Genomic DNA, 26,977 nt, shown 5'->3' on the forward strand with positions numbered 1-26,977 from the left:
CTACTACGCCACCCGCTTAATTGCTCCATATGGGCGACGACCTTACCCTTCGGGACACAGCGACAAGAAGGGTGGGCGATGGCCGAGAAAGACGTGAGGCGGTCGCCGCGGCGTCGCGGTCGGCTCGGGCTGGTCGTGCTGCTGCTGGGTGTTGCCATCTGGATCGTCCGGTCCCGACGGGCTGCCGCCAACGCCCGTGTGCAACCGTGGCCGGGCGTGCAACCCGTGCCCGCGCTGGTACCTCCGGCGCCGGCACAGCAGCTCCGGTCCCCATCGCGAGCGAGCGCCACGATCGCTCCGTCTCCGATGCCGGCCGGCTCCGGTACGACGGCACAGGCGCCCTCGACGCCCGTCGCGGTGGAGTCTGCGGAAGCCGCTCCCGAGGCGCCCGCCCCGGTGGAGGCGGCTGCTGCGGCCGAGCCGGTGGAGCCGGCCGAGGCCGTTCCGGCAGCGTCCGAGGTGAGCGACCCGGCCGCTTCGGCTGCGCCGGTGGAGCCCGAGTCGGGTGAGGCTTCTGCCGACCAGACTCCCGAGGCGGTGCCCGTGCCGGACGAGCCGGTCGCCCCTGCTCCAGTGGAAGGAGAGGCGCAGGCGACCTCGGGTCCGGCGACCCCGCCCGTGTCCGAGACGGCCGCCTCGATGTTCGAGCCCGCCGAGCCCGCCAAGCCCGCCGAGCCCGCTGCTCCGGCTGCTCCGGCCGCGCCCGCCACGGATGGCGTCGTGACGACCGGCTCGACGACCTCGCCCGACGACGCAGAGACCGAGCTCCTGCCGGTGCAGCCCGCCCCCGTCTCGTGGGCGCGGCCGGTGGAGCCGGAGCCGCACTCGCTCTTCACCCCGGCACCTCCGAGAAGGGCCACCCCCCGATCGGACCGGCCGTCGCCGCGCCGGCGCAAGCCTTCGCCGTCACCGCAGACCTCCACGCTGCCCCCTGGCGCGGTCGCCGCGGGCCCGGACGGCTCGGCGCCCGACCCCGAGTACACGATCAAGGCCAGCACCGGCTCTCTGCTCTTCCACTCGCCTGCCAGCCCGTACTTCCGGCGCACCAAGGCGGAGATCTGGTTCCGCTCCGCTGCGGACGCCCAGGCGGCCGGGTTCACCGAATGGACGCCGAAGAAGCGCACCGAGAGCTGAGTCGGCCCCGACCCGGGAGCGGCGGGGTCAGGAGCGGTTGGTCAGTGCCTCGCGCAGGCTCACCCTCGCGCCGGTGCGCAGCACGGAGTTCCGGTAGACCCGCCCGGCCAGGCGCACCACCACGACGATCGCGGCCAGCGCGATCAGCGCGGACACGAGCACCTGCCACAGCGGCGCCACGCCGAGGGCGTAGCGGGCGGGCATCACGGTCTGAGAGAAGAACGGAACGAAGGACAGCACTTCGGCCACGCCGTTGCGGGGGTCGTTGGGCAGCAGGTTCAGGGTCAGTACGAACGGGATGAGAAGCAGGAAGATCATCGGTGCGACCACCGAGTTGAGCTCCTCCTGGCGGGACACGGTGGACCCGATCGCGGCGTAGAGGGCCGCGAAGAGGAAGAACCCCAGCAGGTACCAGACCACCACCATGACGAACATCCCGGCGGCGGCGGTCGGCACGGTCAGCAGGCCTGCTGCGCTCGCGGTCCCCGCACTGATCGCGCTCAGGATCACCAGCTGCAGCAACCCGACGGCGCCCAACCCGATGATCTTCCCGGCCATGAGCTGCCACGGCTTGATGGTGGCCAGCAGCAGCTCCACCACGCGGCTCTGCTTCTCCTCGACCACTCCCGTGGCCACGACCTGACCGTTGCCGCTGAGCGTGAAGAACAACAGGATGACCCCGACCAGGGCGAGTGCGAGCTTCTGCCCGGACTCGGGATCAACCGGCTCGAGCGTGTCCACGCTCACCTTCGCCTGGGCGGTGAGCTGTGCCGGGTCGATCCCGGCTCCGGTGAGAGCCGATGTCAGGGTCTGCTGCTGCACGGCCGACGAGACGAGCGACTGCAGCCTGCTGTCCACCGAGTCGAGGCCGAGCAGCTCGTAGCCGCCGGACTCGCCGGTGAACAGGGCGTCGAGGTCACCGGTGTCCACCTGCTGCCTGCCGGCCCCGTCGTCGACCGTCCGCACCGTGAGGTCGATGCCCTGGGCCTTCGCGGACTGCTCCAGCTCCGGCTGCAGCGCCGCCGTCTGCTGCGTGACGCCGAGGGTCTTGCTGTCGGACTCCGAGCTGATGTACGCCGAGAGCAGGAACAGGCCGCCGAAGAGAACGATCGTGATCACGATCCCGATCACGAAGCCGCGGGACTTGACCTGGGAGACGAACTCGCGGCGCGCCACGAGCAGCACCACCTGCCGAGGATTGAGTGGGGCCGTCATGCCGCCGGCACATCCCTTGGCTCGGTCGTAGCGGTGGGTCCGGCCTCGACGACGTCGCGATAGAGCTCGGTGAGCGGGGGTCGCCAGCGCCGGAACTCGTGAACCGGGCCTGCAGCCAGAGCTGCTCGCAGGACGTCCTGGTCGTCGACGCCCTCTGCAAGGCGCACTCGGGTGTGGTCGATGTCGTCGCCGGTCACGAGCTCGACGCCGGCGAGGGCGTCTGCCCAGCCGGGGCGCGGCCCGTACACGTCGAGGACGATGCCGTCACGCGCCCGGAGCTCCCCGACCGTGCCGACGGTGACCATCCGCCCGGCCGCGATGATCCCGATCCGGTCGCACAGGCGTTCCACCAGGTCGAGCTGGTGGCTGGAGAAGATCACGGGCACGCCCGAGTCGGCCTTGTCCCGCAGCACGCTGCTCATCACGCCGACGGCCGTGGGGTCGAGCCCGGAGAACGGTTCGTCCAGCACCAGCACCTCGGGGTCGTGCGCCAGCGCCGCGGCGAGCTGGACGCGCTGCTGGTTGCCCAGCGACAGCTTCTGCACCTCGTCGCCGACCCGCTCGGCGACCCCGAGCCGCTCCGTCCAGTGCTGCACGGAGGCGGTGGCCTCGGCGGCGCTCAGCCCGTGGAGCCGGGCGAGATAGCGCAGCTGCTCACCCACTCGCATCTTGGGATAGAGGCCCCGTTCTTCCGGCATGTATCCGATGCGCCTGCGCAGATCGGCGTCGATCGGGGAGCCCTTCCAGCGCACCTCGCCAGAATCGGCCTCGAGCACGCCGAGCACGATCCGCATCGTCGTGGTCTTGCCGGCCCCGTTGCTGCCGACGAACCCGAACACCTCGCCTGGCCGCACCGCGAAGGTCACGTCCGCGAGTGCCTGCCGGGATCCGAATCGCTTCGAGATCCCCCCAATGTCCAGCACGCGAGTGACCCTACTGGTCGGTCAAGCCGCTTTTCGCCGTCTCGCGACCCACAGCCGTCGGACGTCGCGGCTTGCGTTCGAGCGCGCTCGAAGACCTAGCTTCGCGGGCATGACAACCCCTGGTACGACACCATCGACCTGGATCATCACCGGCGCCTCGCAGGGCCTCGGCCGCGGGCTGGCCGAGTCCGCGCTGGCTGCGGGGGACCGCGTCGTCGCCGCTGTCCGCCGTCCGGACGCGGTGGCCGACCTCGCGGCGGCCCACCCCGACCGGTTCGCCACGATCGCCGCCGACGTCCGCGACACCGCCCGTGCACCGGAGGTCATCCAGGCAGCGCTCGACCGGTTCGGCCGCATCGACGTGCTGGTCAACAACGCGGGACGCGGCCTCGTCGGGGCTGCCGAGGAAGTGGACGAGGCAACCCTGCGTGACCTCATGGACCTGCACCTGTTCGGTCCGGCCGCGCTTGTGCGCGCCGCGCTGCCGGCCATGCGCGAGCAGGGCAGCGGCACCATCGTCCAGATGAGCAGTCAGGGCGGACGCATGTCGTTCCCTGGCGTGGGCTCCTACTCGGCCGGCAAGTTCGCGCTCGAGGGATGGTCGGAGGCGCTGGCCGGGGAAGTCGCGCCGTTCGGCATCCGCGTGCTGATCGTCGAGCCGAGCCGGTTCCGCACGTCCTTCAATGCGCCGGGCGTCCTGGGCTTCGCCGAGGCGAGCAACACCTATACCGACGTCCTGGCCGCGGTTCGGGCGGACATGGCCGGCGCGGACGGGTTGCAGCAGGGCGACCCGGCCCGCGCGGGCGACATCCTGGTCGATCTCGTCCATGGCTCGGACCTGCCGCTGCGGCTTGCCCTGGGCCGTGAGGCGGTCGAGCGGATCTCCGCGTCCTACCGCCGCGGCCTCGACGAGCTCGAGCGCTGGCGGCATGTCGCGGTCGAGGCCGACTTCGCGGGTGCCGTGCCCTCGGTCCGCCCGATCTAGGCTCGATGACGATGGCTACCGAGGACCTGATGAGCAGGGCGCTCAGCGCGCTCGGCGAGGTGGACGGACCGATGTCGGTCGAGGTGATCCATCGGCTCGTCGACGTCACCGGCGTCGAGGAGCCGATGACGATCGCCGAGGTGGCCGACCTGCTCGACCTGTCGCCGCACACGCTGCGCTACTACGAGCGGATCGGTCTGATCGAGGTCGGCCGGGACGCGGGAGGCCACCGCGTCTACGAGCCTGCGGTGGTGCGGCGCCTGGTGTTCCTGACCCGCATGCGGCTGTCCGGGATGGCGATCCGGGACCTGCAGCACTACGTGGCGCTGGTCGACGCGGGCGAGGACACGGTGCCCGAGCGGCTGGAGATGCTGCTCGAGCACCGCGACACGGTCCGGCGCCAGATCCGCGAGCTCACGCTGTCGCTGGCCGCCACCGAGTACAAGATCGCGACCTACGGCGGCACCACCGGCGACGGTCTCGGCACCACCACCGAGTCGTAGCCCGGTCGAGCCTGATCGTCCGGTCAGCCCCGGCTTCCGGCTTCGAGGCCGGGCGTCGAGATCCCGTAGCCGCGGATCTTGCGGTAGATCGTGGCGCGCGACATCCCCAGGTGACGGGCGGCCTCTGCCTTGTTGCCGTCGTTGTCGAGCAGGGCGTTGACGATGGCGTCGCACTCGATGGCCTCGAGCGGCGTGAGCACCCGGCGGGTGATGGCCCGGCATTCCGGGGGCAGGTCCGCCGCCGCCAGCACGCCGGACCGGCGACGGGCGACGGCCTTGCGCAGCACCTGGTAGAGCTGTTCGACGTTGCCCGGCCAGCGGTGCCGCATGAGCACACGCATGGCCTCCGATGAACAGGTGAGGTCGCTGCCTCGCGTGAGCCGCGCGAGCAGGTGGGGGACCAACTCGGTGACGTCCTCGACGTGGTGGCGCAACGGCGGCACCACCACGGTGCGGGGGAAGGACTCCAGAAGAGCGCTCGAGTCGAGGCCACCGGGGCCCACGGTGACCACGACCCAGGGGCGCTCGGGGTCGGTGGACTCGCGGTGCGGTTCGAGGGCGTCGACGAGAGCCTGCAGCCCGTCGGGAGGAAGCCGGTCGACGTGGGAGAGCACGAGCGTGCCGCTGCCGTTCTCCAGTTCGTCGATGATCTCCGCGATCCACCGCGGCCCGTAGTCGTCGGCGTCGAGCAGGCGCAGGTGCGCGGCCGGGGTGCGCCGCTGGTGGGTGGCCCGGGCGATGGTGCTCTTCCCGACGCCCGGCTCGCCTTCCAGCACGAGCCACTCCCGGTTGCGGAAGTGGCGGTCGACGGCCTGGCAGCACTTCATCCAGAGCACCCCGGACCCGACGGCGAGCTGCGACGACGTCGCCGGCGTCGGGCCCTGGCGGGGACGGGCGATCTCGGGCGCGGCGAGCTGAACGGTCAGGACGCCGCCGGCCGTGTCGCGGTCCGACCAGCTCGGGCGGCAGTGCACGCGGGCGACGGCTCCACTGGGGAGGTCGACGAGGAGCAGCCGGCGGCCGGAGCGCAGCGCCTCGGTGGCCCCGGCGAGCAGCGTGACCTGGTCGGTGGGGTCGATCAGCGCGCGGGCGCTGTCGTTCATCATCACCAGGTCGGGGCTGACGGCCAGCACCGCTCCGCGGCCTCGCCGGCATGCGGTCAGGTAGTCGTGCAGCAGAGCGAGCTCGCGCGGCCCGGACTGGTCCAGCAGGGCGTTCTCGATCTGGCGCGCGATCCGGGCCACCGCGGTGGACATGAAACGACCGGCGTCGGGGCGCCAGCAGGTGAGGTCGACGACGCCGAGCAGCTTGCCGTTGACCGGGTGCCAGATCGGGGCGCCTGCGCAGGCGAGGTCGGCGAGGTGGTCGACGTAGTGCTCGTGGCCGAACACCTGCGCGGGGCCGCGCCCTTCCAACGCCGTGCCGATCCCGTTGGTGCCGATGAAGCGCTCGGCGTAGGAGAAGCCGGGGGCGAGCCAGACCTTGTCCAGGTGCTGGTTCAGCCCGGAGTCGCCGGTGCGCCGCTCCAGCACGACGCCGTCGGCGTCGGTGAGGATGAGGCTCACCGGTTCCCCGGCCAGCTGGTCGGCGACGTCGGCCATGATGGGCGCCGCGGCCCGGACGAGCGGTGAGTCGGGCTCGGTGTCGAAATCGCACGACAGCTCGACACTGTCGGTGGCGACGTCCCACTCTCTGGAGCGCGTCCAGGACGCGAGGATCGTGTCGCGGACCGTGCCCTCTTCCACATGGTCATCGACCAGGAAGGACGTGCGAGCGCGGACGAGTACCTCGGCGGACCTATCGGTCCGTCGAGGCGGGAGTGCGTGGTTCGATCGGACCAAGCGCGTGCTCTCCCTTGGCGCAGCGGGTCGACTCGCGACGATGCGGAACCTTGCGTCTGGCAGAAGGTACCGCAGCAGTGAGACGGGCTGGGGGGAGCAATCGGCAACCGTCTCATATTGAGACCTCTGGGTGACGGCCAGGGCGGTGTGATTCCGGGCACGAGGCGAAGGTTCGGACTCGGGGTGCCCGCGCGGCTGGGCCCGGACCGGCGGCTCGGGTCCACCTCCGCTGCCGGCGCCACCCGCGCACGGACCGGCACCGCGGAACGGGGGCAGACCACGGGGAGCGGCGTGTGCTCCCGCCGGTCCGGGTGACTCCGGGCAGGCGGACGGCGCGCACGCCGGTCCGCGGCCCACCACAACGTGAGGAGTCGATGTGAGTCGGCAGAGTCTGGCGAAGGCTCATCAGAAGATCCAGGAGCTCGCCTGGGAGCCGCAGTACCACGAGCCGTACATGAAGTACGGCACCGACTACACCTTCCGGAAGGCCGCCAAGAAGGACCCGCTCAAGCAGGTTCTTCGGTCCTACTTCCCCATGGAGGAGGAGAAGGACAACCGCGTCTACGGCGCGCAGGACGGCGCCATCCGCGGCAACATGTTCCGCCAGGTCCAGGAACGTTGGCTGGAATGGCAGAAGCTGTTCCTGTCCATCATCCCGCTGCCCGAGATCTCTGCCGCTCGATCGATGCCGATGCTGTTCCACGTGGTTCCGAACCCGGAGCTGCACAACGGCCAGGCGATCCAGATGATCGACGAGGTTCGCCACAGCACGATCCAGCAGAACCTCAAGCGGCTCTACATGAACAACTACATCGACCCGGCAGGCTTCAATAACAGCCTGCGTAACTTCCAGAGCGACTACTGCGGCACCATCGGCCGGCAGTTCGCCGAGGGATTCATCACCGGTGACGCCATCACCGCGGCCAGCATCTACCTGACGATCGTCGCCGAGACGGCCTTCACGAACACGCTGTTCGTGGCCATGCCGGCGGAAGCGGCGGCGAACGGTGACTATCTGCTGCCCACGGTGTTCCACTCGGTGCAGTCCGACGAGTCGCGGCACATCTCCAACGGCTACGCCACCCTGCTGATGGCGTTGTCGGACGAGGACAATCGCCAGCTTCTCGAGCGCGACCTGCGCTATGCGTGGTGGAACAACCACCGCGTGGTGGACGCCGCTATCGGCACGTTCATCGAGTACGGCACCAAGGACCGCCGCAAGGACCGTGAGTCCTACGCGGAGATGTGGCGTCGCTGGATCTACGACGACTACTACCGGTCCTACCTGGTGCCGCTGGAGAAGTACGGCCTGACGATCCCGCACGACCTCGTCGAAGAGGCGTGGAAGCAGATCTGGGACAAGGGCTACGTCCACGAGGTCGCGCAGTTCTTCGCCACCGGTTGGCTCGCCAACTACTGGCGTATCGACGCGATGACCGACGAGGACTTCGAGTGGTTCGAGTACAAGTACCCGGGCTGGTACGACAAGTACGGGAAGTGGTGGGAGAACTACTCCCGCCTGGCCACGCCCAACGGGCACAACGCGATCGTCGCCGAGGACGTGGACTACGTCTACCCGCACCGCTGCTGGACCTGCATGGTCCCGTGCCTGGTGCGTGAGGACATGGTCATGGCCGAGGTCGAGGGTCAGTGGCGCACGTACTGCCACGAGGTCTGCCGGTGGACCGACGTCGAGGCCTTCCGGCCGACCTACCAGGGCCGGGAGACGCCGAACATGGGCCGGCTGGTCGGCCACCGTGAGTGGGAGACGCTCTACCACGGGTGGAACTGGGCCGACGTCGTCAAGGACATGGGCTTCGTCCGCGACGACGGCAAGACCATGACGGCGCAGCCGCATCTCGACCTCGACCCCAAGAAGATGTGGACGCTCGACCACATGCGGCGGATGCCCCCGCTGCTGAGCCCGAACGTCGTGCTCAACGAGATGAGCGACGACGAGCGGCAGGCGTTCCACGCCGACTACGTCCGCCAGGGGCCGGCCGGACGTCCGGCACCTACCGACGCCTGAGCGCGGGTCAGGCGAGGGGGGAGGGTCGCGCGAACGGCCCTCCCCCTGCTTGGCCCTGCTCGTACTCCGCTCATTCCCCGCACGAGCCGAAGGGCTTGAGATCAGTTGGGTGACAAGCACGTCGTCCGGTTCGAACCGGTCGGCATCGAGATCGAGGTCGACGAGGACCAAACCATCCTGCGCGCTGCGGCCGAGCAGGGCGTCCAGCTCATGCACGGCTGCAAGGAAGGCCAGTGCGCGGCGTGCAAGTCCTTCGTCCTCGAGGGTGAGGACATCGAGCTCGACAAGTACTCGACCTTCGCGCTCCCGGACTTCGAGAGGGAGGAGGGGCAGACGCTGCTCTGCCGGGCACACGCCTACGAGGACCTCGTCATCGAGCTCCTCAACTACGACGAGGAGATCATCCGGGGCGGGCTCCCGCTGCGCACCGGCACGGTCGAGGTGGTGTCCAACGAGGCGGTGACGCACGACATGCGACACCTCGTCGTGCGCCTCGTCGAGCCCGAGGAGATCAAGTTCTTCCCCGGGCAGTACATGGACTTCAAGGTTCCGGGCACGGATGAGAGCCGGTCGTTCTCGATGGCGAACACGCCGAACCGGGACGGTCTCTTGGAGTTCGTCATCAAGATCTACCCGGGCGGCCTGTTCTCGGAGCATCTCGCCGAGAAGGTCGAGATCGGGGACCGTCTGCAGGTGGAGGCGCCGTTCGGCACCTTCACCCTCCGCGAGAGCCGCACGTCCGACCTGCTGTTCGTCGGCGGCGGTGCGGGGATGGCCCCGATGCTCGGACTACTGAGGTCGATGGCCGAACGAGGGGTCGAGCGCAAGGTCACCTTCTACTACGGCGCTCGTGGGCTACGCGACCTCTGCTTCACCGAGGAGCTGGCAGAACTCGGGGGCCGGTTGACCGACTTCACCTACGTCCCCGCGCTGTCGGAGCCCGCGGCGGATGACGAATGGAGTGGGGCGACGGGCCTGATCACCGAGGTCGTGAAGAGCCGTGAGTCCGGGTTGGGAGGAGTGGATGCCTATGTCTGCGGTCCGCCGCCGATGGTGGATGCGGCCATCGCAACGCTGACCGCGCTGGGAGTGAGTGAGAACCAGATCTTCTACGACAAGTTCACCACCACTGGTGAACCGGAAGGCGAGGACGGCCCATGACCACCACCGAGCGCCCAGAACGCAGCGTCCCGAAGCCCGTCTTCACCGACGCGGAGGCCGGGGCGCGCGAGTTCCCCGACTCCGGCGCCAGCGCCCGTCGGTACAACTACTTCTCACCCGCGAAGCGCAAGCAGACCCACTACGAGGACGTCACCGTCGAGGTGCAGCCCGACCCGCGGCACTACCTGACGCAGGGTTGGATCTACGGCTTCGCCGACGGCGAGACCGGCTACCCGCTGCACTGGACCAAGCTCAAGGCCTGGGGTGTCGACCTGCCCGAGCCCCAGCGTGGGATCGGCACGGGCGGCCTGCCCGTGGAGAACTGGCCGGCGCACGGCTGGCACGAGTTCCGCGACCCCAACGAGGAGTGGGAACAGACCATCTACCGGTACAACGCCAACGTTGTCCGGCAGCTGAACCAGAACGTCGAGAACGCGCGCAACGCCAAGTCGTTCGACTTCTGGGCTCCGAACTGGGTGCGGTTCGTCGAGCGCCACGTCGGTGCGTGGATGCACATCGAGCACATCCTCGGGCTCTACGTGTTCGCGTCGAACGAGCGCTCCGGCCCGACGAACATGCACAACACGGCGATGGCGGTGAACAGTGCGCACAAGATCCGGTTCGCGCAGGATCTGGCGCTGTACAACCTCACGCTGACCGAGGAGATCGACGGGTTCGACGGCGTCGCGCATCTCGACGCGTGGAACAACGACGTCGAGTGGCAGGGCGCCCGCAAGCTGACCGAGGCCCTCACGGCTGTCGAGGACGACTGGTGCGAAGCGATCTTCGCCGCCAACGTCGTGTTCGAGCCGCTCGTGGGCGAGCTGTTCCGCAGCAACCTCGTGATGCAGTCCGCGGCGCCGCACGGCGACTTCGTCACCCCCACGGTGATGGGTGCCGGGGAGTACGACTACGCCCAGCGTGACCTGCGCTGGACGGTCTCGTGCTTCGGGCCGCTCGTGCAGGACCGCGAGTTCGCCGAGCACAACAGGCAGCTCTTGCAGGGCTGGCTGAGCAAGTGGGTGCCGCAGGCGCTCGAGGCGGCCCGCACGATGCAGCCGCTCTGGTCGGCAGTCGACCACAAGCCGCCGCGCTTCGAAGACGGCCTCGACAGGGCCAAGAACCGGTTTGCCGGGATCTGCAGCGATCTCGGTCTCCAGACCCCCGAGGAGCTGAAGCAGTGACGACCACACCGACGACCGGCGCGGCCGAGAGCCGCTTCCAATCCAACAACACCGCATCGAACATGTGCGGTTTCACCCTGATGAACAGCCAAGTCGGCGTACTCATCTCGAACGTGCTGACCAGAATCGACAACGTCAAGGTGACTCACCTGCCCTCGATGATCCGCGTCGACGGCCAGGGCAAGTTCGAGCTCATCTACGCCGACGTCGACGAGGAGGCCGGCGAGGAGGAGGGCTGGTTCAACGCGGCCGAGTTCGAGGAGGCCATGTCCACCCACTACGGCCGCATGGTGCACCTCGACGACCGCACGATCATGTTCGCCAACCCCGAGGACGCAGCCGAGTACATCGACTTCGACCTCAAGCCCGTCTCGTAACCAGGTCCGGGCCGCCGTCCCGTCGTGGGCGGCGGCCCGGCTCTTTCGTTGATCCGCACCCGCGCCGCAGACCAACGTCTCTGGAGGTCCCCGTTATGGCCAAGGAATTGCGTTTCGGTGAGGAGGGCCGCCGCCTCCTGCAGGCAGGCGTCGACCAACTCGCCGAGGCCGTCAAGAGCACTCTGGGCCCGAAGGGCCGCAACGTCATCCTGGAGAAGATCACGGGGTCCCCCGAGGTCACGAACGACGGCGTGACCATCGCTCGCGAGATCCATCTGCGCGACCCGTTCGAGAACATGGGCGCCCAGTTGGTGAAGGAAGCCGCGGTCAAGACCAACGACACCGTCGGCGACGGCACCACCACCGCCACCGTCCTGGCGCAGGCCATCGTCCGGCAGGGCATGAAGGCCATCACGGCAGGCGGCAACCCCGTGCTGGTCAAGCGTGGCATCGACACGGCGGTTGCCGCCCTCGTCGAGCGGCTCGCCGAGGTGGCACACCCGGTGTCGTCCGAGGAGGACTACGCGCGCGTCGCCGCGATCTCCGCCAACGACGACTACGCGATCGGCCGGGCCGTGGCACGGGCGTTGCACACCGTGGGCGACGACGGCGTCGTCACCGTCGAGGACTCGCCGTTGCTCGGTCTGTCGGTGTCGTTCGTGGAGGACTTCGAGTTCGACAACGGCTACGTCTCGCCGTACATGGTGACGAACCCGGGCACGCTCCAGGCGATCGTCGAGGACCCGTACATCCTCTTCTCCGCGGAGAAGATCAAGGATGTCCAGTCGATCATGCCGGTGCTCGACAAGATCATGCGTGCCGAGCGGCGGCCACTGGTGATCGTCGCGGAGACCGTCGAGGGCACCGCGCTGCAGATGCTCGTGCACAACCACGTCAACCGGGTCTTCCAGACGGTCGCGATCAAGGCGCCAGGCTTCGGCCAGAAGCGCATCCACCTGCTGGAGGACATGGCCGCGCTGTGCGGCGGCAAGGTGCACAGCAAGAGCTCCTCGTTCTCCCTGGAACAGATGACGGTGGAGCACCTCGGCCGCGCCACCCAGGTCCGGGTGACCAGCGACAACACCACCATCATCGGCGGTGGCGGAGACCGTGAGGCGCTCGAGCTGCGGCTCACGCAGCTGCGCGCCGAGCTGGCCCGCGCCACCATCGGCACGGACGAGGACTTCTTCTCCGAACGCATCGCCCGGCTCTCCGGCAAGGCCGCGATCATCGGGGTCGGGGCCCCGACCAACGCGGAGGCCAAGGAGGTGCGCCACCGCGTCGACGATTCGCTGCAGGCCACGCGGGCGGCCATCGCAGAGGGCATCGTGGCGGGCGGTGGCTCGGCGCTGCTGCATGCCGAGCCCGTGCTCGACAAGCTCGACGTCGCCGGCGACTACCGGATCGGCGTCGAGATCGTGCGCCAAGCGCTCACCGAGCCCGTGCATCTGATCGCCTTCAACGCCGGGTACGACGGCGACGATGTGGTCAAGCAGGTCACGGCGATGGGCGTCGACGAGGGCTTCGACGCACTGGAGGGCCGCTACGGGAACATGGTGGAGATGGGCATCATCGACCCGCTCCGGGTCGTGCGCTCCGCCCTGCAGAACGGCGCATCGGTCGCGGGGCTGATCCTGACCACCAACTCGCTGGTGGCCGAGGAGGTCACGCCCTGGAACAAGTCGCTGATGACCGAGTTCGGGCCGCTCGACGAGGGCATCCCGCAACCGTCGCCCGACTCCAGCACGCCGCAGTCGCTGGGCCTCGGCCCGTCGGTCGGCTAGACGCGCCATGTTCACCGTCGGGGGCCAGCGGATCCTCGTCATCGACGCCCAGGTGCACGTGTGGGACGCGAGCCCGCACAACCAGGCGATTCCCGACGGCGAGGCCTATGCCACGGACCTGCTGCGCAGGCACCGGGAGCTCGACGGTGCGGGCCTGCCGCCCCACGACGTGGAGCGCGTCTCCGAGCACAGCCTGACGCGTGACGTCTTCGAGGGCGGTTACGTCGACCGTGCGGTGCTGCAGCCCGTGGTGCTCGGCGACCTGTTCGTGCTGGGCTTCAGCCCGCTGGAGTGGCACGCGGAGATCGCCGGGTGGATGCCCGGGCGGTTCGTACTGAGCGGTGAGCTCGACCCCGGCGGCGGGCAGCCGGGGGCGCGCGGGCTCGGACCGCGGGTGCGGCGGTTCGACCTGCGAGGGCTGACGCTGTGCGAACGGCGCAGGCCTGCGGGCTGGCAACGCCTGGGTGACCCGTGGCTGCGCCGCACCCTCGCCCGGTGCGGTGCAGCCGGGGCGGACGTCGTGCACATCGGTGTCGGCCCCTCGACGTTGCCCGCGCCGTGGCGGCGCGAGGAGAAGGGCACCACCACATCACCACCCGGGGCGGCGCGAGACCGCCCGCCCCGGGTGCCGGGATGGGCGGAGCCCGTGCGGGCGGGCTCCGCCCTTCCGGCGCGGACGAGAGCGGCCGAGCGGGTGGCACCCGCCGGGTTCGACGTGGCGCAGTTCCGGGAGCTGGCCCGGGCGTTGCCGGACATCCGGTTCGTGCTGGGCGCGGGCTGCCTGCCCGGTCCCCGGCTCTGCCGGCTGGCGGAGCTGCCCAACGTCTACATCCTGCTCACGGAGATCCTGCCGTGGACGGACTCACTCGACTTCGCCCACGCGTTCGGGCAGCTTCTCGCGGCGTACGGGCCGGAGCGGCTGCTCTTCGGCAGCGGGTACCCGCTGGTGCGGCCCGGCCGGCTGGTGCGCGAGCTCGCGGCGTACCGCTTCCCCGACGAGCTGCGCCATCGCTACCCGCGCTTCGACACGGCCGCCAAGCGCGCGGTGCTCGGCGGCAACGCGGCGCGCCTGTATCGCATCGGCCGCAGCGTCCCGGCCACGGCTGCAGCAGGCGCCTGACCGCCACCGGAGATCGGACGAGCGGCACGTCCGTCCGAAGCCATGGGACCAACGTGCCGCTCGTTGCCGTCATCGCGTGAGCCAGACCCGCCAGAGGGCGGTCGGGTCCGACAGCGGGTCGCCGTGTACCAGGCTGAAGTGGGCGGGGTCGCCTACGCGGAGCCGCCCGGCGTGCGGGATCCCGAGCAGGTCACCCCCGCGCCACGTCACCGCCGCCAGGGCCGTCTGCGGGGAGACCCCCGCCGCGACGAGCGCCTCCACCTCCCAGGCGAGCTGGTTGGCACGCAGCGAGCCGCCCCCGAAGTCGGACCCCGCGGCGATCGTGACGCCCCCGGCGTCGGCGAGCCGCACGCTCGCCCGTGCGATCTCCTGGCGGTCCTGGATCCTGCGGCGTGCGTCCGCCTCGGTGAACCGGGGGATGGCGGTGGTCTGCGCGAAGGTCGACCAGGAGTACAGCACGGAGAGGGTGGCGACCATCGCGACGCCGCCCGCCTTCATGAGGGCCACCGTGTCGTCGTCGAGCTCGTAGGCGTGCTCGAGGCTGTCCACCCCCGCCTCCGCGCCGACGCGGTTGCCGGAGAGAGCCGTGGCATGGGCGGCGACCGTGGCACCGCGATCGTGGGCCACCTGCACCGCCGCGCGGACCTCGGAGACGGTGAAGGGAGCGGTATCGGGGTCGGGCCCGTCGAGGTACAGCTTGACCAGGTCGGCGCCCTCGTCGAGCTGCTGCCGCACCGCGCCGACGAGGTCGGCGCCGTGCTCCACCTCGACGGTCAGACCCTCTGGCAGGGCGCCCTTGCGGCTGACCCAGGTGCCCGCCGCGCGGATGTACGGGCGGTCCTGCCTGCCCTGCCACCGGTTGCGCAGGAGCAGGCTCACCGCCCGTTCGTCGCCGCTCCCCGGATCGAGCCGGCGGGGTGAGCCGACGTCCCTGGCCCATCGGATGCCGGCACGCAGCATCAGCTCGGCGTTCTCCTCACCGACCGCGAGCAGCTCGTCCAACGGGTCCCCGCCGCGTTCGATCCAGCGGGCGCCGCCGGGCATCGACACGTGGGCGTGGGAGTCGACCATGCCCGGCACGATCGACGTCCCCGCGCCGTCGATCACCGTGACGTCGCCCAGTGATCGGGGATCCGGATGGTCTCCCTCGGTCCACAGGCCGGTCACCGTTCCGTGCTCCGCCAGGAGCCACACGCCCGGAACGAGGGTGGGGGAATGCCCGTCGGCGAGTGCGGCGTCCGTGACGAGGACACGTGCGGCGCTGAGCCGCGAACCCATTGTGTGATCCACACCCTCACCCAAGCACGCCGCCCTGTGCGAGCGGCGCCTTCGGGGGGCTACCGGGCGAGAGTGCCGGCCGCTTCGACCGGCTCCGTGCCCGGGATCTTCGTGGGGTGGCTGATCGAGATACGCGCCGTCTCGGGCATGAGCAGGATCGGGATGATCGCGACCGCCGCCGCGCCCATCAGGTAGAAGGCCGGCACGGCCGTGTTGCCGGTGCGGTCGATCAGCGCCGTGATGACGAGCGGAGCGGTGCCGCCGAACAACGCCGTGGACACCGAGTAGCCGATGGAGAAGCCCCCGTACCGGTTGCGCGTGGGGAACATCGCCGGCAGCGCCGAGCCGATCGTGCCCAGCATGAGCACCAGTAGCACTGCAAGGATCACCATTCCGGCCGTCACCGGGAGCGGGTCGCGCATGCCCACCAGCGCGATGGCCGGGTAGGCGAGAATCAGGAAGCCGACCGCCGAGGTGAGCAGCAGAGGTTTGCGGCCCACCCGGTCCGACAACGCGCCGACCGGCGCGATCACGAGCATCATCCCGATCATCACGCCGATGATGACGATCAACGCCTCGGTGTCGCTGATCTCCAGCACCTGAGTCAGGTACGTGGGCATGTAGGTCAGCAGCGTGTAGTCGGCGACGTTGAGCAGGATCACGAAGCCGATCAGGTTGATGATCTGGGGCCAGTACGTCCTGACGACCTCGCTGAACGGGGCCTGGGTGGTCTCGCCCGCGCGCTCGCAGCTGCGGAATGCCGGGGTGTCCTCGATCCGGTTCCGCAGGTAGAACCCGATCAGACCGAGCGGCCCGGCGATCAGGAACGGGATGCGCCAGCCCCACGAGTTCAGCGCCTCGTCGGACAGCGAGAGCTGGACGGTGGTGGCGATGCCCGCGCCGAGCACGTAGCCGGTGAGCGTGCCGAACTCGAGGAAGCTGCCGTAGAAGCCGCGCTTGCGGTCGGGCGCGTACTCGGCAATGAACGTTGCCGCGCCGCCGTACTCGCCGCCCGTGGAGAAGCCCTGGATGAGCCGGGCGAGCAACAGCAGGATGGGTGCCGCGATGCCGATCGTGTTGTAGCTCGGGATGAGACCGATGAAGAACGTGCAGCCCGACATCATGAGGATCGTGACGGCCAGTACCCGGCGGCGGCCGAACTTGTCGCCGAGCGGGCCGAGGAACACCCCACCGAACGGGCGCAGCACGAACGGGATCGCGATGCCGGCGAAGACCAGCATCGTCTGTGCCGCGGGGTTGGCCTCGGGGAAGAAGTTCAGCCCGATGCTCGTGACGAGGTAGCTGTAGATGGCGTAGTCGAACCACTCCACCGCGTTGCCCATGGCCGCGCCGGCCACGGCCCGCCGCACCGTCCGTACATCCGGTTGATCGGCGACATCCGGTCGCTCGTCGTCACTCATGGTTCACCGCCCAAATCCGCATACGGCGCTCGACGCTAGCCCGGAGGGATCGTCGATGCAGGACGGACGGCGGCCGCAGGTCAGCCCTTCGGGGGCCATCCCGCCGCGAGCCGGGGCATTCCGCGGGACGGCGCCTGCCACGCGTACACCCAGCACGAACGCTCGCCGGGCCCTGCCGCTGTCCGGATTCGCCGGTACTCGGGGCCCTCGTACTCGTCGATGGCGGGGAACGCGGCGACCGGATCGCGCAGTGGCACGAGCCAGCCGGGAGCACGGTCGCCGGTGCCCGGGAGCAGCGCCGGATAGCCGCGTCCGGTGTCGAGCACGGTGCCGTTGACGGTGCCGCGCACAGGGGCGCCCGCCACGTGGGGCGCAAGGCGGTCCCACGACGGGTTGCCCGGTTGCAGCAGGCCGTAGGCGAAAAGCGCGGCAGGCCACTCGTCGGGGTGCGGCTCGCCGTGCACCGTGACGGCATCGAGGCCGTCGCCGGGAGCGGCTTCCCCCGTCAGCTCGACGGCCGCCGCCTGTGGCACGTCCGCGCAGCGCACGGCCGCCCCGTCGACGAGCAGCGGGCGGCGGATGGCGGCGTGCCCGAGGTAGCACCATGGGGCGTCCAGGCGCGTGCCGTCCTCGAGGTGCACATCGCCGGTGCGCAGCCGAGCCAGGCGGAACCGCTCGTCGCGACCCTCGCAGCGGTCTAGCACCGCGATCTGCTCAGGTGTGGCCAGCCACACAGCGTGATCCTCGACCGTTCCCGGGGATGCCGCCAGCACCGCGGGGCGCTGCCCGTCGCGGTGGCGGAGCCCGGCGGCCCAGACCGCGGCGACGTCGTGGGTTCGGGCGCGCAGGACCACCACCGGGTCGGGCCCCAGCCCGAGCTCGCGGCGCAACCACGTGATCTTGCTCGGGCAGCGGTTGGAGCCGTAGGCGAGCACGGGGACGCGCTCCGCGGCGGGTGCGCAGCCGTGGCCGACGAGCCATGTGTCGAGCGGCGTCTCGCCTGCGTTCGAGACGAGCCAACCGGAATGCTGGTCGGGGCGCACCGGATACGAGACTTCGTCGAGATGTACGAAGGAGGACGGTGGGACGGCACCGGGGTAGGGGTCGGCAGGGAAGTCGGCATCGGGCCAGGACACTTCTCGACGGTAACCCGATCACGCACGCGGCCCGTTACGCTCGATCGGTGCTGCCGCAGACGATCGACTGGGTGGACGGCCGTATCGCGCTGGTTGACCAGACAGCGCTGCCGGAGCTGCGCATCGTGCACATCGACGATGCCGACGAGCTCGTCGACGCGATCCGTCGGCTCGTCGTGCGCGGCGCCCCCGCGCTCGGTGCGGCCGGTGCTCTCGGGGTCGCGCTCGCGGCCAGGTCCGTCGCGGGTGCCGAGTTGGCGGCCGTCGCCGCCAGGCTCGCCGCGGCGAGGCCGACCGCAACGAACCTCGCGGTGGGGGTGCGGCGCGCGATGGCCGCAGCGGCCGACGGCCCGGAGGCGGTGCTCGCGGCGGCGCAAGCGGTGCTCCAGGAGGACATCGCGGCCTGCCGCGCCATCGGCGCCCGTGGCGCCGACCTGCTCACCGAGCTGTGCGGCCCGGAGCCGCTGCGCCTGCACACGCACTGCAACGCCGGTGCCCTGGCCTGCGTCGAGTGGGGCACCGCTCTGGGTGTGATTCGGTCGTTGCACGAGGCAGGCCGCGTCGCCAACGTCGTCGCCGACGAGACCCGCCCGGTCCTGCAGGGCTCGCGGATCACCGCCGTCGAGCTGGCGGCGATGGGGGTGCCGTTCCGGCTGGTGGTGGACGGGGCAGGCGCCTCGATCATCGCCCGTGGGCTCGTGGACGCGGTCGTCGTCGGCGCCGACAGGGTGGCGGCCAACGGAGACGTCGCCAACAAGATCGGCACCTACCCGCTGGCCCTGGCCGCGGCGCGGGCCGGCATCCCGTTCGTCGTGGCGGCGCCGGAGTCGACGCTCGACCCTGCCACCCCCGACGGTGCCGCCATCGAGATCGAGGAGCGGGCCGCCGAGGAGGTGCTCGTCGTCGGCGGGGTGAAGATGGCCCCGGAGGGCAGCGCGGCCTGGAACCCGGCATTCGACGTGACGCCTGCCGACCTGGTCACGGCCGTCGTCACCGAGGAACGGGTCTGGCGTCCCGGTACGTGAGAGGTCAGACCGGGGCGGCCGTCGGGATCCCGTGCGCCGCCGCGGCGTCCAGGAGCCGCTCGTCATAGCTCAGCAGGACGGAGAGCTCCTCCCGCACGAGCAGCGCCGTGGCGAGGTGGATGGCGTCGAGAGAACGGAGCATCGGATCCGGGAGCCGACCGGCCGACTCGACGACGGCCGCGGAGATCTCGACCTGTGTCACGGTCGCGAGCAGCATGTCGATGCGCGGCAGCCGTGCGGGGTTCGACCGCATGGTCTCGCGGCGGGCCTCGATGGCGATGAGCGCGCTGGAGAGGAGGCCAGGTGTGCCATCGGCAGCCAGGTAACCCCGCAGCGCTCGCGATTCCGCCTCGTCGCGCACGAGCTTGAGCAGCGCCGAGGTGTCGACGTAGATCAATACCGTTCCTCGTCGCGCATCTGCCGCAGCGCCTCGGACAGGGACGGTTCGCCCGGCTCCGCCGGCGGCGGCAGCAGATCGAGAATGTTGCCACGGCCGCGCCGCAGCTGACCCGCCGCTTCCAGCCGGTCGAGGATCGAGGTGGGCTCCTCGGCCGGCACGAGGTACGCCACCAGCTCGCCCCGCACCGTCACCGGCACCCGCTTGCCCGCCTTGGCCATGGCGACGTACCGCGAGGCATGCTGGCGCAACTCGCGGATGCCGATGCTCTCCGGTTCACCCACGGAGGGAATGTAGCACCTATGTGCTACGACGTCCGTAGTAAGGCGGCTAGTGACCCCGCGCGATCCACTCCTCCAGGTGCGGCGCCTCCTCGCCGCTCGTGGTGGAGTCGCCGTGGCCGGGACGCACGACCGTGTCACCAGGCAGCGTGAGCAGCTTCTCCCGGATCGAGTCGATGATCGTGTCGAAGCTGGAGTACGACCTCCCGGTCGCTCCCGGGCCGCCCTGGAACAGCGTGTCGCCGCTGAAGACGGTGCCGAGCTCGGGCGCGTACAGGCAGGACGAGCCGGGGGAGTGCCCAGGCGTCACCAGGACCCGCAGCTCCACCCCGCCCGCGGTCAGCACGTCGCCGTCGGCGAGTTCCCGATCGGGCGCCCGGTTCGGGTGGGTCATCTCCCACAGCGGTGCTTCGGCCGGGTTGAGCAGGATCGGTGCGGCGAACCGGTCGGCCAGTGCGGGCGCCCGGTTCACGTGGTCGTCGTGGGCGTGGGTGCACACGACGGCCACCACGCGCCGCCCGCCGACGGCCGCCGCGATCTTCTCCTCGTCGTGCGCGGCGTCGATGACGAGCACCTCGTTCTCGTCGCCGACGATCCAGACGTTGTTGTCCACCTCCCACGTGCCGCCGTCCAGCGAGAACGTCCCGGAAGTGACGACGTGGTCGATCGGGCCGGGGGGCGTCACAGCACGACCACCGATCGCAGTACCTCGCCCTTGTGCATCTTCTCGAACGCGGCCTCGACGTCCTCGAGCCCGATCGTCTCGCTGACGAACTTGTCGAGCGGCAGCCGGCCCTGCAGGTGCAGGTCGACGAGCATCGGGAAGTCGCGGCTGGGCAGGCAGTCGCCGTACCAGGACGACTTGGTGGCGCCGCCGCGGCCGAAGACGTCGATCAGCGGCAGGTCGATCGTCATGTCCGGCGTCGGCACGCCGACGAGCACGACGGTGCCGGCCAGGTCGCGAGCGTAGAACGCCTGCTTGAACGTCTCGGGCCGGCCGACCGCGTCGACGACGACGTTCGCGCCGTTTCCGTCGGTCAGCGCCTGCACGCCCTCGACCGGATCCTGCTGCCGCGAGTTGATGGTGTGGGTGGCGCCGAACTCCTTCGCCCACTGCAGCTTCCGGTCGTCGACGTCGATCGCGATGATCGTGGTGGCCCCGGCGAGGTTCGCGCCGGCGATCGCGGCGTTGCCCACGCCACCGCAGCCGATGACGGCGATCGAGTCGCCGCGCCCGACCTTGCCGGTGTTGATCGCGGCGCCGATGCCGGCCATCACGCCGCAGCCCAGCAGACCCGCCGCCTCCGGCTTGACCGCCGGGTTCACCTTCGTGCACTGCCCGGCGTGGACCAGCGTCTTCTCGATGAACGCGCCGATGCCGAGAGCGGGGGTGAGCTCCTCACCCGACTCCAGCGTCATCTTCTGGGTGGCGTTGTGGGTGGAGAAGCAGTACCAGGGCTCACCGCGGCGGCAAGCGCGGCACGTGCCGTCGACGGCGCGCCAGTTGAGGATCACGAAGTCGCCCGGCTCGACGTCGGTGACGCCCTCGCCCACGGACTCGACGATCCCGGCTGCCTCGTGGCCGAGGAGGAACGGGAACTCGTCGTTGATCCCGCCCTCGCGGTAGTGCAGGTCGGTATGGCAGACCCCGCACGCCTGCACCTTCACCACGGCCTCACCTGGGCCCGGATCCGGCACGATGATCGTCTCCAGCGAGACCGGCTCGCCTTTCTTGCGAGCGACGACCCCACGCACCTTCTGTGACATGTTCTCCCTCGACTCTCTGCTCTGGACGGTCCCATGCGCAGCGTGCCATGGGACGGGACGGTGCGTAGGTTTCGGGCATGATCGAGCTCGAGGATGACGGCAGCGGTGACGATCGTGTCGCGGTACTGAGGCTCGACCACGGTCCGGTCGGGGCGATGGACATCGAGCTGTGCGAGGCGATCGCGGAGCGCTTTCGCACCCTCGCCACCAGCCCCGTCCGGGCCGTGGTCGTCACCGGATCGGGCCGCGCCTTTTCGGCAGGTGTCGACCTGAAGCGCTTCCTTGCCGGCGGTACGCCGTACGTCGAACGGTTCCTGCCGGCGTTGTGCGAGTCGTTCCGTGCGGTCTTCGAGCTGTCGAAGCCCGTGGTCGCCGCGGTCAACGGACATGCGATCGCCGGGGGCTGCGTGCTGGCCGCGTGCGCGGACATCCGGCTCATGGCCGAGGGCGGAGGGCGGATCGGGGTGCCGGAGGCCCGGGTGGGCCCACCGTTCCCGCGGATCGCGATCGAGGTGCTGCGCCACACCGTGGGCGACGTGGCGGCGCGCAGGCTGACGATCGGTGCCCTGACCTACTCGCCTGCCGAAGCGCTGGCCATGGGGCTCGTCGACCGCGTGCTGCCGCCGGAGGAGGTGCTCCCGCAAGCCGTCGCCACGGCGAGGGCGATGGCCACGGAGGTGCCGCCCGACACGTTCGCCCTGACGAAGGCGCAGTTGCGCCGTGACGCCATGGAGCGCACCGCCCGGTACGCCGACGAGGACGCGGCGGTGACGGCGCTGTGGAGCCGTCGCGCCGCCGACGGCTGGACGGCCCGCTACATGGACTCCGTCGCTCGGCGGTGAGCGCGGGTCGTCACGGTCTGGTGAGCGTGGCGACCGAACTGCGGCTGCCGTCTCAGGTGTTCAACTGGATCCCAACTCGGCTCCAATGGACGCGACGCATTGTTTGGTGCATGACTTATCCATCAGCCCTGTACCACGGCGACGGCGGCGAGATCAGCGCTACGGCCCGCCCGGAGGGCGGCGGTTCACCTTCGACCCGAAGCCGGCCGAACGTTTCCAGGGAATGTTTGCCAGTATGGCCGGACTTGGCGATCGGCGCGACGGCAGGAGCTGAGGTATGAGCGCGCACGCAACGCCTGAGATGTGGACGCCGGTTCCCTTGCCGGAGCAGGTGCTGGCCAGGGAAAGCATGGCGCCGATATCTGGCACGTCACTCTGGTTCTGGGACACGGGCGGCGAGGGGCCGGCGGTGGTGCTGCTCCATCCCGGCACCGGCAGCGGCGCGTCCTGGGGCTATCAGCAGCCCGTGCTCGCGAAAGCGGGCTATCGCGTCATCGGCTATTCACGGCGTGGGCATTTCCAATCCGCCGAAGGCGACCCTGACAATCCCGGCGTAGCCTCTGTCGATCTGAACGAACTTGTCGATCTTCTTGGGATCGATGAGTTCCACGTCCTCGGGCTGGCTGCCGGCGGCACGGTCGCAACCGATTACGCGCTGTCTCATCCGGATCGCCTGCTCAGCCTGACACTCGCGTCCACGATCATGGGCGTGACGGACAAGAGCTACATCGATCTCCTCACCAATCTCGTTCGCCCGTCGTTTTTCACCTCGCTGCCGAAGGACTTCCAGGAGCTTGGACCGTCCTATCGCGCCGGCAATCCAGCAGGCGCAGCGGCATGGCTGAAGCTGGAAGAGGAGGCGATCTCCGGCAAGCAACTGACTCAGAAGAACGCGAACGCGATCACATGGGCTGCTGTGGAGACGATCAGGACGCCGACGCTTCTTCTCACCGGAAGCGCCGACCTCTACACGCCGCCGTCGATGCTGCGCCTGCAGGCAAGTCATCTTCGCCACGCCCGGGTGGAGATCATCGAAGAGGCAGGGCATGCGCCGAACTGGGAGCAGCCTGATCGCTTCAACGCGATCCTGCTGGATTTCCTGAAGCGGCATTGAAACGCTCGCGCGCTACCCGTCGGCAAACCGCTGAGCTTTTGCGCGGCTTGCCGGTGTGAAGGCGGGGCTCAAGCGGCCCAAGCCTTCGCAGCAGAGCCACGGCGTAGAGCTTCGGCCAGCCAGTGCGGTGATTCCCAGCGCCGCGCTATCGAGGCTGCCATCGTGAAGTGCTCGTCGGCCTCGGAGGATCGGCCCTGAAGTTGGAACAGTCTGCCGAGGGCCAGGGCGACCGGTTCGATGACGATCGTTGCGCTCGAGAGGCCCGCGAGCAGGTTGCGTACGGGCAGGAGGGCGTCGATGACGGGTTGCGCCAAGTCTTTTCGCCCGAGCGCGATCAGGGCCCTGGCCCGGATGGCCAGCAGGCCGGTCTGGAAGATGTCTTCGGGAGGGCAAGGATAGGCGCCGACCGGCACGGTGCGTGCCTCGTCGGTCTGGCCGGCATGCATGAGTACCAGCGCGAGCAGGTCATCGAACATAGGACCGTGCGACTTGCGGGCGAGGCGGGTCGCGTCCAGGTGCGACGCCAAGCCGCCTTGGCTGAGTAGGACGCTGCTGGTGCCCGCGAACTGGATGGCGTCAGCACCTATCGATCCGTGTTTCCGCATCTGGGCGGAACATTCGTCGTAGAAGCGCTTCGCTGCCGCGAAGTCACCCGTGATGTGCGCCAGCGCGCCCCGGGATGCGAGGTTGATCGCCTGCGGTTCGGCCAGCTTGTAGGTGTCGGCGATGGCACCTTGCCGTGTGATGCTTGCGCGCACCTCAGCGGGCTCGCCGAGTACGGCCGCGCTGTGACCTATCACTTGCTCGGCGTACCAGCGGTACGCCACGAGGCCATGCTTCTCGGCGAGGAGGCGTAGCGACGTGGCGAGTTCGGCTCGCTCTCGGGCTTCCCGGTGGTGGCTCATCGTCCGCAGACGCGCCGTTAGGCCGAGCGCTTTCCACTCGGGGTCCGTGATGGTCAGGGACAGGGCCAATGCCTGGATGCCGGCCTCAACACCGCGCGGATCCGGTTCACCTTCCAGCTCGGCGGCCAGTACGGCGTTGAGCAGGAAGCGGTCAGCCGGTGCCAGGTCGTTCCGGCGCACCAGCATGGTGAGCAGGTCGACGATGCGATCGTCGACGATGCGGTAGGCCCTGGTCAGGCACGGCGTCGGCACCCGCCACGTAGTGAACGCCGCGATCAGCAGGTCATCACGCCCCGACTCGACGGCGGTGTCGACGGCGCGGACGAGACTCTCCCGGGCAGCGGACAGTGCGCCGGCGCGGACCTGCACGCGCAGCAGGCGGCCGAGCACATCCACGCGCAAGGCATCCCGGTCGCCGGGCACCATGTCGGCGGCGTCGAGCGCGTCGGTCAGCAGCCGGATCGCGGCGTCGTACGCATAGCGGCGCTCGGCGCTCTCCGCGGCCCGGACTGCGTGCTCGACGGCCAGTGGTGCGGTGTCCGACGACGCGGCGGCCCGATAATGCCGGGCCAGCGCCGGATGATCGTCCGTCCGCAAATGCTCCGCTATTCGTGCGTGCATCCGAGCCCGCCGCAACAACGGAACGTCGGTGTAAAGGGTGTCGTGTACCAAGCCATGCACGAATTGCACCCACCCTGGCTTGGGCTCGGTCAGCAACCCGGCGCCGAGACCGGTCTCCAGCGCATCCAGCACCGTCCCCTCGTCCGCGTCGGCGGCCCGGACCAGCGTTTCCACCTGAGCCTCCCGCCCGGCGACGGCGGCCAGGCGCAGCACGGCCACGGCTTCCCCCGGCAATCTCGCAAGCCGTGCTCGCAGCACATCCCGTACGCCTTCGGGCACTTCGGAAATCGCGACAGGAATACCCTCGGACGCCAGGAGACGAGCCGATTCCCGTACGAACAGGGGGTTGCCCCCGGTCCGCTCGGCGAGCGTTGCGAGTGTCTCCGCATCGACCGGTGTCCGGGTGAAGGCGCCGACCAGCCGTTGCACCTCCTCGATGCTCAGCCCGTCGAGATGTACGCGAGTGGGCGAACGCCGGGCGAGGGCGGCCAACGAGCCGGCTAGCCGCGGCGACTGCTCGGCGGGACGAAACGCGAGCACGAACAGCACGGTGGCGTCGATCTCGCTCATCGCGTTCAGCAGTCGTAGCGTTTCCGTGTCGCCGGCATGCAGATCGTCCAGCAAGATTGCGACGGGCCGGCGCGCTGACGCGGCAGCCAACCATTCACGGACGGCCTGGTGCAGCCGGAACCGTCCGTCCGTGACATCGCGCGCGCCACCGTCAGGGCCGGCATCGTCCAGCAACGGCGCCAACTCGGCCGCAAGTGACCCGGGCGATTCCGCGGCGGCGAGCTCGCGGAGCGCCTCCACCCACGCCAGTGCCGGCGGCGCCCCCTCGACTTCGGGGCAGTGACCGGCGGCGACCACCCATCCACCGGTCTCCAGGTGGCGTCGCAGGTGGGTGAGCAGGGTGGTCTTTCCCGCTCCGGCGTCTCCGGTCACCAGGCCGAACCGCACGCCGTCGCGCACCGCGTCGCGGGCCGTCTCGGCGAGGGTCGCGAGCTCGGCCTCCCGGCCCACGAATGGCTCGGCCGCCACGCGTCGCTCGCCTACCGGCGATTTCTGCGGCGGCGCCGGGAGATCATCGGGGCGCCGCGTGAGAATCGCGGACTCGAGCGCTACCAGCGCCGACCCGGGGTCCAGGCCCAACTCCTCGGCGAGCGTCGTACGCGCGCGGCGCAACGCGGCCAGGGCATCGCCCTGCCGACCGGTGTGCCACAGGGCGAGTGCCAGCAATCGCCACGGCTCCTCCCGCAACGGCGCCTCACGGGTCAGCGCCTCCGCCTCGCCGACCGCCTCCACAGCTTCGCCCGTACGCAATGAAACCGCGGCCCGCAGCTCCCGGGCCGCCCATCGCAGATCTTCCAACCGGATCGCCTCCGGCCGCGCCCACGGCTCGTCGCTGAACTCGGCAAACGCGGCGCCACGCCACAGCCCTAACGCGGAGACGAGCAGCTGCCGAGCCCGATTCGGGTCGGTGTCGGCGACCGAGCGCGCCGCTGTGAACGCCTGCTCGAATCGCCAGGCGTCGACCGCCGAGGACGGCAGCCGCAACGCGTATCCAGGCGCGGCGGAGACCAGCAACTCGGCACGCGTGCGAGACGGCCGGCCCGGTTCCAGGACGCGCCGCAGGTTGGAGACGTATGCCCTGAGTGATGCGATCGCGCGCGGAGGCGCCTCGCCGCTCCAGACGTCCTCGATCAGCCGGTCGACAGAGACTACGGCGCCGCGCGCGACGACGAGCCGGGCGAGTACCGCACGCTGGCGGGGCCCGCCGAGATCGGCCGCATCGAGCGCGAACGGTCCCAGAACCCGTAGCAACATGATCGGTAGAGCGTAGCTCTCGCTCCTGCAACGCATCAACGCCTATCTGATGCGGTTCTTCCGACGCAAGTTCAAACGGCTGCGGAACAAGACGCCGGAGATGGATAATC

Annotated in this window: 23 protein-coding genes; 12 read left to right on the forward strand and 11 right to left on the reverse strand. The window is 69.9% G+C overall.

Translation table 11 applies throughout. The features are described from left to right. The first annotated feature begins 78 nt into the window (after window positions 1-78). Window positions 79-1,134 carry a sunset domain-containing protein gene (locus tag ABD743_RS21080; protein WP_344723842.1) on the forward strand — a complete coding sequence of 352 codons (1,056 nt, stop codon included), beginning with the start codon at window positions 79-81 and terminating at the stop codon, window positions 1,132-1,134. Between the two features lie 27 nt (window positions 1,135-1,161). Here the strand turns inward: ABD743_RS21080 and ABD743_RS21085 are convergent, their stop codons facing one another. Together ABD743_RS21085 and ABD743_RS21090 are read right to left on the reverse strand one after the other, a co-directional pair. Next, entirely contained in the window at window positions 1,162-2,349 is a 1,188-nt protein-coding gene (locus ABD743_RS21085; RefSeq protein ID WP_344723843.1) for an ABC transporter permease, read from the reverse strand. Next, a complete protein-coding gene (locus tag ABD743_RS21090) occupies window positions 2,346-3,272 on the reverse strand; it encodes an ABC transporter ATP-binding protein (protein ID WP_344723844.1) in 927 nt (308 codons plus the stop codon). The genes ABD743_RS21085 and ABD743_RS21090 overlap by 4 nt, the downstream gene beginning before the upstream one ends. 109 nt (window positions 3,273-3,381) lie before the next feature. Here ABD743_RS21090 and ABD743_RS21095 point away from each other — a divergent pair, with 109 nt between their 5' ends. Beyond that, window positions 3,382-4,257 carry an SDR family oxidoreductase gene (locus tag ABD743_RS21095; protein ID WP_344723845.1) on the forward strand — a complete coding sequence of 292 codons (876 nt, stop codon included), beginning with the start codon at window positions 3,382-3,384 and terminating at the stop codon, window positions 4,255-4,257. An 11-nt stretch (window positions 4,258-4,268) separates the two neighbouring features. Next, a complete protein-coding gene (locus ABD743_RS21100) occupies window positions 4,269-4,760 on the forward strand; it encodes a MerR family transcriptional regulator (protein ID WP_344723846.1) in 492 nt (163 codons plus the stop codon). Window positions 4,761-4,783: 23 nt separating this feature from the next. On the opposite strand, the gene ABD743_RS21105 is transcribed toward ABD743_RS21100, so the two are convergent. Beyond that, on the reverse strand, window positions 4,784-6,601 hold the full coding sequence (locus ABD743_RS21105) for a sigma-54-dependent Fis family transcriptional regulator (protein WP_344723847.1): 1,818 nt from the start codon (window positions 6,599-6,601) through the stop codon (window positions 4,784-4,786). A gap of 391 nt (window positions 6,602-6,992) precedes the next feature. Between ABD743_RS21105 and ABD743_RS21110 the strand changes: the two genes are divergently transcribed. The 6 genes from ABD743_RS21110 (at window position 6,993) to ABD743_RS21135 (ending at window position 14,256) form a co-directional block, all read left to right on the forward strand. Continuing rightward, the gene (locus ABD743_RS21110; RefSeq protein ID WP_344723953.1) at window positions 6,993-8,630 is read left to right on the forward strand and encodes a ferritin family protein; all 1,638 of its coding nucleotides are present in this window, start codon (window positions 6,993-6,995) and stop codon (window positions 8,628-8,630) included. A gap of 105 nt (window positions 8,631-8,735) precedes the next feature. Next, window positions 8,736-9,791 carry an FAD-binding oxidoreductase gene (locus ABD743_RS21115; protein ID WP_344723848.1) on the forward strand — a complete coding sequence of 352 codons (1,056 nt, stop codon included), beginning with the start codon at window positions 8,736-8,738 and terminating at the stop codon, window positions 9,789-9,791. Continuing rightward, window positions 9,788-10,975 (forward strand): ferritin family protein, encoded by a 1,188-nt coding sequence (locus ABD743_RS21120; RefSeq protein ID WP_344723849.1) that lies wholly within the window; start codon window positions 9,788-9,790, stop codon window positions 10,973-10,975. Before ABD743_RS21115 ends, ABD743_RS21120 begins: the two co-directional genes overlap by 4 nt. Next, window positions 10,972-11,352, forward strand: coding sequence for a propane 2-monooxygenase effector subunit MimD (gene mimD, locus ABD743_RS21125; protein WP_379659326.1), 381 nt, complete (start codon window positions 10,972-10,974; stop codon window positions 11,350-11,352). Before ABD743_RS21120 ends, mimD begins: the two co-directional genes overlap by 4 nt. A 95-nt stretch (window positions 11,353-11,447) precedes the next feature. Beyond that, the gene (gene groL, locus ABD743_RS21130) at window positions 11,448-13,136 is read left to right on the forward strand and encodes a chaperonin GroEL (protein WP_344723850.1); all 1,689 of its coding nucleotides are present in this window, start codon (window positions 11,448-11,450) and stop codon (window positions 13,134-13,136) included. Window positions 13,137-13,143: 7 nt separating this feature from the next. Then, window positions 13,144-14,256 carry an amidohydrolase family protein gene (locus tag ABD743_RS21135; protein WP_344723851.1) on the forward strand — a complete coding sequence of 371 codons (1,113 nt, stop codon included), beginning with the start codon at window positions 13,144-13,146 and terminating at the stop codon, window positions 14,254-14,256. A gap of 69 nt (window positions 14,257-14,325) precedes the next feature. Here ABD743_RS21135 and ABD743_RS21140 read toward each other — a convergent pair whose 3' ends face one another. The 3 genes from ABD743_RS21140 to ABD743_RS21150 all read right to left on the reverse strand — a co-directional run bounded on the left by ABD743_RS21140 (window position 14,326) and on the right by ABD743_RS21150 (window position 18,091). Further along, window positions 14,326-15,534 (reverse strand): amidohydrolase family protein, encoded by a 1,209-nt coding sequence (locus ABD743_RS21140; protein ID WP_344723852.1) that lies wholly within the window; start codon window positions 15,532-15,534, stop codon window positions 14,326-14,328. Between the two features lie 59 nt (window positions 15,535-15,593). Continuing rightward, on the reverse strand, window positions 15,594-16,955 hold the full coding sequence (locus tag ABD743_RS21145; RefSeq protein ID WP_344723853.1) for an MFS transporter: 1,362 nt from the start codon (window positions 16,953-16,955) through the stop codon (window positions 15,594-15,596). Window positions 16,956-17,035: 80 nt separating this feature from the next. Further along, window positions 17,036-18,091, reverse strand: a complete 1,056-nt coding sequence (locus ABD743_RS21150; protein ID WP_344723854.1) for a gamma-glutamylcyclotransferase family protein — start codon at window positions 18,089-18,091, stop codon at window positions 17,036-17,038. Between the two features lie 50 nt (window positions 18,092-18,141). Here ABD743_RS21150 and mtnA point away from each other — a divergent pair, with 50 nt between their 5' ends. Then, window positions 18,142-19,116 (forward strand): S-methyl-5-thioribose-1-phosphate isomerase, encoded by a 975-nt coding sequence (gene mtnA, locus ABD743_RS21155; protein ID WP_344723955.1) that lies wholly within the window; start codon window positions 18,142-18,144, stop codon window positions 19,114-19,116. A 4-nt stretch (window positions 19,117-19,120) separates the two neighbouring features. On the opposite strand, the gene ABD743_RS21160 is transcribed toward mtnA, so the two are convergent. From ABD743_RS21160 to ABD743_RS21175, 4 genes are read right to left on the reverse strand one after another with little or no spacing between them, the layout of a single operon-like run. Further along, window positions 19,121-19,513 (reverse strand): type II toxin-antitoxin system VapC family toxin, encoded by a 393-nt coding sequence (locus ABD743_RS21160; protein WP_344723855.1) that lies wholly within the window; start codon window positions 19,511-19,513, stop codon window positions 19,121-19,123. Then, window positions 19,510-19,797, reverse strand: a complete 288-nt coding sequence (locus ABD743_RS21165; RefSeq protein WP_344723856.1) for a type II toxin-antitoxin system Phd/YefM family antitoxin — start codon at window positions 19,795-19,797, stop codon at window positions 19,510-19,512. The genes ABD743_RS21160 and ABD743_RS21165 overlap by 4 nt, the downstream gene beginning before the upstream one ends. Window positions 19,798-19,843: 46 nt before the next feature. Beyond that, window positions 19,844-20,479 carry an MBL fold metallo-hydrolase gene (locus tag ABD743_RS21170; RefSeq protein ID WP_344723857.1) on the reverse strand — a complete coding sequence of 212 codons (636 nt, stop codon included), beginning with the start codon at window positions 20,477-20,479 and terminating at the stop codon, window positions 19,844-19,846. Then, window positions 20,476-21,561 carry an S-(hydroxymethyl)mycothiol dehydrogenase gene (locus ABD743_RS21175; protein WP_344723858.1) on the reverse strand — a complete coding sequence of 362 codons (1,086 nt, stop codon included), beginning with the start codon at window positions 21,559-21,561 and terminating at the stop codon, window positions 20,476-20,478. Before ABD743_RS21175 ends, ABD743_RS21170 begins: the two co-directional genes overlap by 4 nt. A gap of 77 nt (window positions 21,562-21,638) precedes the next feature. On the opposite strand from ABD743_RS21175, the gene ABD743_RS21180 reads away from it, so the two are divergent. Together ABD743_RS21180 and ABD743_RS21185 are read left to right on the forward strand one after the other, a co-directional pair. After that, window positions 21,639-22,403, forward strand: coding sequence for an enoyl-CoA hydratase/isomerase family protein (locus ABD743_RS21180; protein ID WP_344723859.1), 765 nt, complete (start codon window positions 21,639-21,641; stop codon window positions 22,401-22,403). A gap of 277 nt (window positions 22,404-22,680) precedes the next feature. Next, window positions 22,681-23,517, forward strand: coding sequence for an alpha/beta fold hydrolase (locus ABD743_RS21185; protein ID WP_344723860.1), 837 nt, complete (start codon window positions 22,681-22,683; stop codon window positions 23,515-23,517). A gap of 68 nt (window positions 23,518-23,585) precedes the next feature. On the opposite strand, the gene ABD743_RS21190 is transcribed toward ABD743_RS21185, so the two are convergent. Next, entirely contained in the window at window positions 23,586-26,867 is a 3,282-nt protein-coding gene (locus ABD743_RS21190; protein WP_344723861.1) for an ATP-binding protein, read from the reverse strand. Window positions 26,868-26,977: the final 110 nt, after the last annotated feature.

Source organism: Pseudonocardia yunnanensis, assembly GCF_039534065.1.
Classification (GTDB): domain Bacteria; phylum Actinomycetota; class Actinomycetes; order Mycobacteriales; family Pseudonocardiaceae; genus Pseudonocardia; species Pseudonocardia yunnanensis.

What these genes read in the sequence shown, in the direction of transcription:
- ABD743_RS21140 (WP_344723852.1), bottom strand. Translation starts at nt 15,534, where the DNA reads ATGGGTTCGCGGCTCAGCGCCGCACGTGTCCTCGTCACGGACGCCGCA.
- ABD743_RS21185 (WP_344723860.1), top strand. Translation starts at nt 22,681, where the DNA reads ATGAGCGCGCACGCAACGCCTGAGATGTGGACGCCGGTTCCCTTGCCG.
- ABD743_RS21135 (WP_344723851.1), top strand. Translation starts at nt 13,144, where the DNA reads ATGTTCACCGTCGGGGGCCAGCGGATCCTCGTCATCGACGCCCAGGTG.
- ABD743_RS21100 (WP_344723846.1), top strand. Translation starts at nt 4,269, where the DNA reads ATGGCTACCGAGGACCTGATGAGCAGGGCGCTCAGCGCGCTCGGCGAG.
- ABD743_RS21120 (WP_344723849.1), top strand. Translation starts at nt 9,788, where the DNA reads ATGACCACCACCGAGCGCCCAGAACGCAGCGTCCCGAAGCCCGTCTTC.
- ABD743_RS21085 (WP_344723843.1), bottom strand. Translation starts at nt 2,349, where the DNA reads ATGACGGCCCCACTCAATCCTCGGCAGGTGGTGCTGCTCGTGGCGCGC.
- ABD743_RS21095 (WP_344723845.1), top strand. Translation starts at nt 3,382, where the DNA reads ATGACAACCCCTGGTACGACACCATCGACCTGGATCATCACCGGCGCC.
- ABD743_RS21180 (WP_344723859.1), top strand. Translation starts at nt 21,639, where the DNA reads ATGATCGAGCTCGAGGATGACGGCAGCGGTGACGATCGTGTCGCGGTA.
- ABD743_RS21190 (WP_344723861.1), bottom strand. Translation starts at nt 26,867, where the DNA reads ATGTTGCTACGGGTTCTGGGACCGTTCGCGCTCGATGCGGCCGATCTC.
- groL (WP_344723850.1), top strand. Translation starts at nt 11,448, where the DNA reads ATGGCCAAGGAATTGCGTTTCGGTGAGGAGGGCCGCCGCCTCCTGCAG.
- ABD743_RS21145 (WP_344723853.1), bottom strand. Translation starts at nt 16,955, where the DNA reads ATGAGTGACGACGAGCGACCGGATGTCGCCGATCAACCGGATGTACGG.
- ABD743_RS21175 (WP_344723858.1), bottom strand. Translation starts at nt 21,561, where the DNA reads ATGTCACAGAAGGTGCGTGGGGTCGTCGCTCGCAAGAAAGGCGAGCCG.
- ABD743_RS21080 (WP_344723842.1), top strand. Translation starts at nt 79, where the DNA reads ATGGCCGAGAAAGACGTGAGGCGGTCGCCGCGGCGTCGCGGTCGGCTC.